Genomic DNA, 7,094 nt, shown 5'->3' on the forward strand with positions numbered 1-7,094 from the left:
TCTTCGGCGATCCCGTCCAGCAGGCGGGCCCGCGCGACGGTGAGGTCGGCGGGGGCCGGGGCGGGGGTCTCGTTCCCGAGGTCCCGCAGCAACTGCATCTCATCCATGGCGCGTGATCTCCTCGTGGGTCGCGGGGTCGGGGATGTCGAGTACGACGCGGACCTTCTTGCGCGCGCGGTGCAGCCGGGAGCGGACCGTGCCGACCGGGATCTCCAGCGCGGCGGCGACCTCGTCGTAGGCCAGTCCCTCCCAGGCGACCAGCAGCAGGACGTCGCGATCGCCGTCGGCCAACCGCGCGAGCGCGGAGCGAAGCAAACCGTTCATCGCTTCGGCGGTGACCTGCGCGGCCACCCGCTCGGCGTGGCCCTCTTCGGCGCCTTCGAGCGGCACGGCGGCGAGAAGCCGCAGCTCACGGGCCTCTTCGCGCCGATGCCTGGCGAGCATGTTGGTCGCGATGCCGTACAGCCACGGCAGCGCGTTCGGCCTGGCGAGGTCGTACTGCCGCCGCGCGCGGAACGCGGCGAGGAACGTCTCCGCCAGCAGATCGTCGGCGATCTGCGCGCCCAGCCGCCGCGCCAGGTACCGCGCGATGGCCGGGCTGTGGCGGTCGAAGATCACGGCGAAGAGGTCGGGGTCGGCCAGCGACCGGCCGATCACCGCCGCGTCGTCCTCCCCCGGTGAGGATCGCTGTCCTGCAGGACTCATGGACCGCCTTCCATCGGTTGTCCGTTTTCATCCCGCTCTTCGCGACCCGGCCCGAACGAGTTCACGGCCGTTCGGGAGACGCATCCCGCCCGATCGGACGACCACGGAAACTCGATCATCACCCCATCGCATCACTACCGTCGCGTTATGACTCTCGTACCGACGATCGACCTGAGCGGCTGGGACGACGGCGACCGCGCGAAGGTGGCGTCAGCCGTCGACGACGCCCTGACCCGCGTCGGGTTCCTGCAGGTCACGGGGCACGGCATCCCGCAGGCGACGATCGACGGCATGTGCGAGGCGACCGCCGCCTTCTTCGCGCTCCCGGTCGAGGAGAAGCTTCGGTCCGCTCCGGCCGACCGCGCCTCAGACCGCGGGTACGCGGCCGAAGGCACCGAAGGGCTGGCGTACAGCCTCGGCGAGACGACGCCGCCTGACCTTTCGGAGTCGTTCGTCATCGGCGCGGAGGACGCCGACATCGAGGATCCGTACGGCTTCTTCGTGCCCAACATCTGGCCGGGAGTGCCTGAGACCCTTCAGGTGGCACTGACCGAGTACGAGGCCGAAGCGCACCGCGTCGCGCGAGTGCTTCTGGAGATCTTCGAGAAGGCCCTGGAGCTCCCTGACGGCTACCTCGGGGCGTACACCCGGCACCCGACGCGGACCCTGCGGGTCAATCACTTCGAGCGCCGCGCCGGAGCGCCCGAGCCACTACCCGGCCAGATGCGGCTCGGCGCGCACACCGACTACGGCATCGTCACCGTCCTCTACGCCGATCCCGTCCCCGGCCTGCAGATCCACGGCCCCGACGGCGCCTGGCACGACGTCATCCCGGCCGAGGGCGCGCTGGTGGTCAACCTCGGCGACCTCACCGCGCAGTGGACCAACGACCGCTGGCGCTCCACTTTGCACCGGGTCGTGCCGCCGTCCGGGCCGGGGCCGTCCCGGCGACGAAGCGTGGCGTTCTTCTTCGACGGCGACTACGACGCGCGCTTCGAATGCCTCCCGACCTGCCGGTCGGCCGAGAACCCGCCGAAGTATCCGCCGGTCCTCGGCGGTGAGCACCTCTACGCGAAGATCACCGGAGGGCGGATCCTCGAACCGGCCGACGCGATGAACACCGCCGCCGACCGCGGCCGAGGGACAATCTCCGGCGACCGTGTCCGGTCGAGCCCGGCGGCTCCGACGTCTCCGGCAGAAGGCACCGACGCGGTGCCCGCCGAGAGGAGAAAACCGTGAAGTACATGATCATGATGTTCGGGTCGCAGCAGGATCTCGACAACATCGGCGGCAAGTGGAGCGCCGAGGACATCACGGCGCTGCACCAGTTCATGGCCGAATGGAACAACGACCTGGTCGAGACCGGCGAGTTCGTCGACGCGCAGGGCCTCACCCAGCCGGCACACGCCCGCCGCATCTCCCTGCGCGACGGCGCGCCCGTGGTGACCGACGGGCCGTACGCCGAGACACAGGAGGTCCTGGTCGGTTACACGACCGTCGACTGCGCGAGCTACGACCGCGCGACCGAGATCGCGGCCAAGCTGGCGGCCACCCCGTATCCGGAAGGCACCGACCTCGGCCGCGACTGGTACGTCGACATCCGGCCGTGCGCCGACAGCTTCGAAGAGCTGGAGCTCTAGGTGCCGGACAGCGGCATCGAGGACCTGTTGCGCGAGCTGTCGCCGCAGGTCCTCGGCGCCGTCGTCCGCCGGTACGGCCACTTCGACCTGGCGGAGGACGCGACCCAGGAAGCGTTGCTCGCGGCCGCGACGCAGTGGCCCGCCGAGGGGCGGCCGGACAATCCGCGGGCGTGGCTCATCACGGTCGCCTCGCGGCGACTGACCGATCTGCTCCGCGGCGAGCAGGCGCGACGCCGTCGCGAGGACACCGTCACCCAGTGGACGTTGCCGGAGGAACACCTCGCCCCCGCGGCGGACCGGCGGGCCGCCGACTCCGACGACACCCTCATCCTGCTCTTCCTTTGCTGCCACCCGTCCTTGTCGCCGGCGTCGCAGATCGCGCTGACGCTGAGGGCGGTCGGCGGCCTCACCACGGCCGAGATCGCGCGTGCGTTCCTGGTCCCCGAGGCGACGATGACGCGGCGGATCAGCCGCGCGAAGACCGGTATCAAGGCCAGCGGCCTCCCCTTCGGCCTGCCGCCCGAAGATCGGCGCGCGGAGCGGCTCGACGCGGTGCTCCACGTGCTGTACCTGATCTTCAACGAGGGATACGCCAGCACATCGGGTCCCGATCTGGTGCGGGCGGAGCTTTCCGGCGAAGCCATCCGGCTCACGCGGATCGTCCGGCGGCTGCTGCCGGACGACGGCGAGGTCACCGGGCTGCTCGCGTTGATGCTGCTCACCGATGCCCGTCGCCCGGCCAGGACCGGCCCTGGCGGTGTGCCGATCCCGATGTCCGAACAGGACCGGAGCCGCTGGAACGCCGAGTACATCGCCGAAGGCACCGCGCTGCTTTCCGAGGCGTTGCCGCGTGGCGACGTCGGGCAGTTCCAGATCCAGGCGGCGATCGCGGCACTCCACGACGAGGCACCCGGCTCCGGCGAGACTGACTGGCCGCAGATCGAAGCCCTGTATGAACTTCTGCTCCGGCTCTCGGACAATCCGGTGGTGGCGATGAACCACGCCGTCGCCGTCGGCATGGCCCGCGGACCGCGAGAAGGCCTGGCGGCACTGGAAAAGCTCGACGACCGGATCACCGGCGACCACCGGTTCCACGCCGCTCGCGCGCATCTGCTCGAAATGGCCCGGGAAACCGCCGCGGCCATCGAGTCCTATGAGGAGGCCGCGCGGCTCGCGACCGGCCTGCCCCACCAGCGCTACCTCCGTGACCGCGCCGCCCGCCTGCACTGACCCCGTAACGAGATTCGGCACCTATTCGCGAAGTCATCGCGAACAGGTGCCGAATCTCGTTACGGTACCGGGGTCTAGCAGCTGAGCAGGAGCCCCGTGATGGCGGTGCAGGTCGCGGAACTGGTGTTGTTGGCCGCGTTCGGGTCGGTGACGGAACTCTGCGTGATGCTCGAGGTCGTCTTGACCGGTCCGAGGCTCAGCAGACCGGCGGCCACCGTGAACTTGGCCGTGGCGCTGGCACCGGAGGCGAGCGAGGCGATGTCGCAGTTCACGACCTTGGCGCCGCCCGGGTTCGAGCAGGTGGACGAGCCGGTGAAGCGCAGCCCGTTGCCGATCGTCGACGCGACCCGGATCCCGGTGGCCGCACCGGGTCCCGTGTTCGTGACCTTGACCGAGTACTCGATCGTCGACGTCAGGATGCCGCGCGGGGACGCGGTCAGCTTGACCCCGAGATCAGCGGCGTCGGTGCCACCGGTGATGTTCAGGACGGGACCGTCGAAGGTCTCGAAACTGTAGTTCTCACCGAGGAACTGGTGCCGCAGGGTCACCGGGCCCAGCGGGGCGTCGTCCTTGATGCGCAGCGTGAAGGTCACCTTGCGGCTGTCGCCGGGGGCCACGTCCCCGACTCCGCCGCGGATGCTGACGACGTGGGAGCTGCAGCTGATCGCGCCGGGACACGAGACGACGTCGGCGATGCTGGTGAACGGAGTCGGCGCGCTGTAGAGCGTCGCCGCCCCACCCTCGATGGCCGCGTCCGTGAGTGCGTTGTACAGCGAGTGCTCGACGGTGAATGTCTGTCCACGTTGGACGGTGGTCGGACTGACCACCACCGAGCTGGTCGGGGTGTCCGCGAAGGCGGGCGCCGGCGCCACGAGCGAAAGTGTGGCCGCGGCGGCCACAAGGGACAGAAGTGTGGTTCTTCGAAGCTTCATCGGTTCTCACAATTCCGGTCGGGGGCGTCGCGCCGATCGGTGCGGACAACGATCAGTCGCCGAGGAACGGACATTCGTTACCGCCTTCTCCCGCCAGATGGCGGGGCGACCTCACCCGGTCGGCCCAACCGGGACGGGTACTCGCGGGCTCGAAGCGGATGATCGCGCACGTCCGCCCGTACCCGGTCCGGATCCATACCGATTCGGTCACGGGCGCCGGTTCCTCGATACGCTGCGGTCCTAAGAAGACGGCTCACGGACCAGGAGGCACGGTGCGCTATCTGCTCATGCTCTGCGGCGGCGAGTCCGTCGGGGAACAAGCGCTCGACACGGACATCACCGCGCCCTGCCTGGCCTGGGGCGAGGAGATGACGCGCCGGGGAATGCGCGTCGACGGGATGGGCCTGCGCCCGCCCGAGTCGGCGACGACCATCCGGGTCCGCGGCGGCAAGGCGCTGCTCACCGACGGCCCGTTCGCCGAGACGAAGGAACAGATCGGCGGCATCAACGTCCTCGAATGCGAAAGCCGCGAGCAGGCCATCGAAGCTGCCCGAAGTCATCCGTGGGCCGCGATCGGGACGATCGAGGTCCGGGAAATGCTCTAGCCGTTGATCCGCACTGTGACCTGGTTGTCGGCGTAGGTGTAGGCCACGTATTCGAATTCGACGCCGGTGCGCTCGACGTATTCCAGCCACGCCTTGTGTTCGTGGTTCTGCCAGCCCGGGTAATTGAAGAACTCGTCGAAGTGCACGATGCTGCCCGGCCGCAACCGCGGTCCCGCCAGATCCAGCACGGTTTTCGCCGAGCTGTACAGATCTCCGTCCACATGAAGGAAATCGACGACACCTTCGTGCTCGTCGAGGAAACCGGGAAGCGTGTCGGCGAAGAGACCGACGACGAGTTCCGCGCCGGGAACGTCCGGCAGGTCGTCGCGTGCGAAGGCACCGGCGGGCATCCCGTTGAGCCAGTTCTCCGGAAGTCCTTGGAACCAGTCGAATCCATACGTCTCGACACCGCCGCGCGCCCGGGCGATCACGCGCAGCGTGTTCCCGCTCGCGACGCCGAACTCGAGCGCCATTCCTCCTGACGGGGCAAGGGAAAGCGCGTACGCGAGTGTCTCTTGAGGACGCGCGAAGTGTTTGGTCCCGGTCAGATTTTCGCGAGCGAAACGGTTGCTGTCGCGCGCCGCGTCCTGATCGCCGGCGTAAATGATGTCGCGACGACTCCGGATTTCGAACTCGATGACGCGATCGAAGCAGCGATCGCCTTGCCGGACGATCTCCGCCCGCAGTTCGGCGGCGACCCGGTTCAATTCCTCGGTATAGGGATCATGAAAGCGCCGGGCGAGCCGATGCAGGCCCCGGCCGACCGTGCCGCGGGCCGATCGGCCCAAACTCTTCAGGGCTGAATGGGGTACCAGGTGACGCATCCCGGGACGATACCTCACCACCATTCGGGTGAACGTGTCCAGAAGGTCCGGGCCGGTTTCGTTGCGGTAACCGAGGGGTCCGCTCCTAGCATCGCGTTCGCCGCCGGTGATCGAGTACCGGCGCCGGAAAAAGGAGCACGATGAGCAGGATCGTCATCTTCGGAGCCGGTGGACGCGGAGGACGGCGCGCCGTCGCCGAAGCGGTGAGCCGCGGGCATCAGGTGACCGCCGCCGTGCGGGATCCCGTACGGCACGCGGATCTCGCCGGGGACAACGTCACCCTGATCGCCGCGGACGTCACCGTCGCCGACGACGTCGCGAAGGCGTCCGCCGGGCACGACGCCGCGATCAGTTCCATCTACCGCGCCGATCTCCCGTCGCGGGAGTACTACCCCGCGGCCGCGCACGCGCTGATCGAGGGCCTCGGCAGCGCCGGCGTCACGAGGCTGGTCGTCGTCGGCGTCGGATCGGCCTTGGAGATCTCACCGGGCGTCGCGTTCCACGACCAGCCGGGCTGGCCCGCCGAACACCGCGAATTCTCCCTCGGGCACACGGCGGAACTGGAGGTCCTCCGTGCGTCCGGCGGCGACCTGGACTGGGTGATCATCGCGCCGCCGCCCGCGATGATCGACGAGCACGCGGACCGCACCGGGGAGTACCGCAGCGGCGACCACCGCGTGCTGCCGCGGGCGGAGGACGCCGGTCCCTTCAGCTACGCGGATCTCGCGGTCGCGCTGGTCGACGAGATCGAACGACCGAGGCATTCGAGGGAAATGGTCGCCGTCGACCACTGACCGGGCAACCTTCCGGCGCGGGGATTCGTAAGGGATTCACGTGAACCCCTGCGACAACTGGAAGGGTCCCAGATGCAAGGCGTAGCAAGAAGGTCCGCGCTGACCGTGTCCGGTCTGGTCCTCGGACTGTCCGGCCTGCTCACGAGCACGGCTTCGGCGAGCGAGTCCTGGCGGCTCGAACAACCGCTGGACAGCACGGTGAACCGCATCTACTACGGCGTCGCGGCCACCGGCGCGAACGACGCCTGGACCATCGGCAGCACCTGGACCGGCACCGCCGAGATCCCGGTCGCCGTCCGGTGGGACGGCACGAAATGGGCCGACACCACCCCCGCCCCGGTCGACGGGACCGGCGCCCGGTTCA

8 protein-coding genes and 1 pseudogene are annotated in these 7,094 nt (G+C 69.1%); 6 read left to right on the plus strand and 3 right to left on the minus strand.

Annotated features, from left to right (window positions below; genetic code table 11):
* Window positions 1–99 precede the first annotated feature (99 nt).
* Window positions 100–705, minus strand: coding sequence for an RNA polymerase sigma factor (locus H5J31_RS38905; RefSeq protein ID WP_181777658.1), 606 nt, complete (start codon window positions 703–705; stop codon window positions 100–102).
* Window positions 706–852: 147 nt separating this feature from the next.
* Here H5J31_RS38905 and H5J31_RS38910 point away from each other — a divergent pair, with 147 nt between their 5' ends.
* From H5J31_RS38910 to H5J31_RS38920, 3 genes are read left to right on the plus strand one after another with little or no spacing between them, the layout of a single operon-like run.
* Entirely contained in the window at window positions 853–1,944 is a 1,092-nt protein-coding gene (locus H5J31_RS38910; RefSeq protein ID WP_236005659.1) for an isopenicillin N synthase family dioxygenase, read from the plus strand.
* Between the two features lie 5 nt (window positions 1,945–1,949).
* Window positions 1,950–2,345: a YciI family protein gene (locus tag H5J31_RS38915; RefSeq protein ID WP_207899502.1), complete on the plus strand. Its 396-nt coding sequence runs from the start codon at window positions 1,950–1,952 to the stop codon at window positions 2,343–2,345.
* Window positions 2,346–3,575 carry an RNA polymerase sigma factor gene (locus tag H5J31_RS38920; RefSeq protein ID WP_181777660.1) on the plus strand — a complete coding sequence of 410 codons (1,230 nt, stop codon included), beginning with the start codon at window positions 2,346–2,348 and terminating at the stop codon, window positions 3,573–3,575. It begins immediately after the preceding gene.
* Between the two features lie 74 nt (window positions 3,576–3,649).
* Here the strand turns inward: H5J31_RS38920 and H5J31_RS38925 are convergent, their stop codons facing one another.
* Window positions 3,650–4,507, minus strand: a complete 858-nt coding sequence (locus H5J31_RS38925; protein ID WP_181777661.1) for a DUF11 domain-containing protein — start codon at window positions 4,505–4,507, stop codon at window positions 3,650–3,652.
* A 272-nt stretch (window positions 4,508–4,779) separates the two neighbouring features.
* On the opposite strand from H5J31_RS38925, the gene H5J31_RS38930 reads away from it, so the two are divergent.
* A complete protein-coding gene (locus H5J31_RS38930; protein WP_181777662.1) occupies window positions 4,780–5,112 on the plus strand; it encodes a YciI family protein in 333 nt (110 codons plus the stop codon).
* Here H5J31_RS38930 and H5J31_RS40620 read toward each other — a convergent pair.
* Window positions 5,109–5,936: a class I SAM-dependent methyltransferase gene (locus H5J31_RS40620; protein WP_407925092.1), complete on the minus strand. Its 828-nt coding sequence runs from the start codon at window positions 5,934–5,936 to the stop codon at window positions 5,109–5,111. The genes H5J31_RS38930 and H5J31_RS40620 overlap by 4 nt on opposite strands.
* 140 nt (window positions 5,937–6,076) lie before the next feature.
* Between H5J31_RS40620 and H5J31_RS38940 the strand changes: the two genes are divergently transcribed.
* On the plus strand, window positions 6,077–6,730 hold the full coding sequence (locus H5J31_RS38940) for an NAD(P)-dependent oxidoreductase (protein ID WP_181777663.1): 654 nt from the start codon (window positions 6,077–6,079) through the stop codon (window positions 6,728–6,730).
* Between the two features lie 72 nt (window positions 6,731–6,802).
* Window positions 6,803–7,094 (plus strand): annotated as a pseudogene (locus tag H5J31_RS38945) (hypothetical protein); the annotation flags it as partial.

Origin of the sequence: Amycolatopsis pittospori (assembly GCF_013870525.1) — a bacterium.
Lineage (GTDB): Bacteria > Actinomycetota > Actinomycetes > Mycobacteriales > Pseudonocardiaceae > Amycolatopsis > Amycolatopsis pittospori.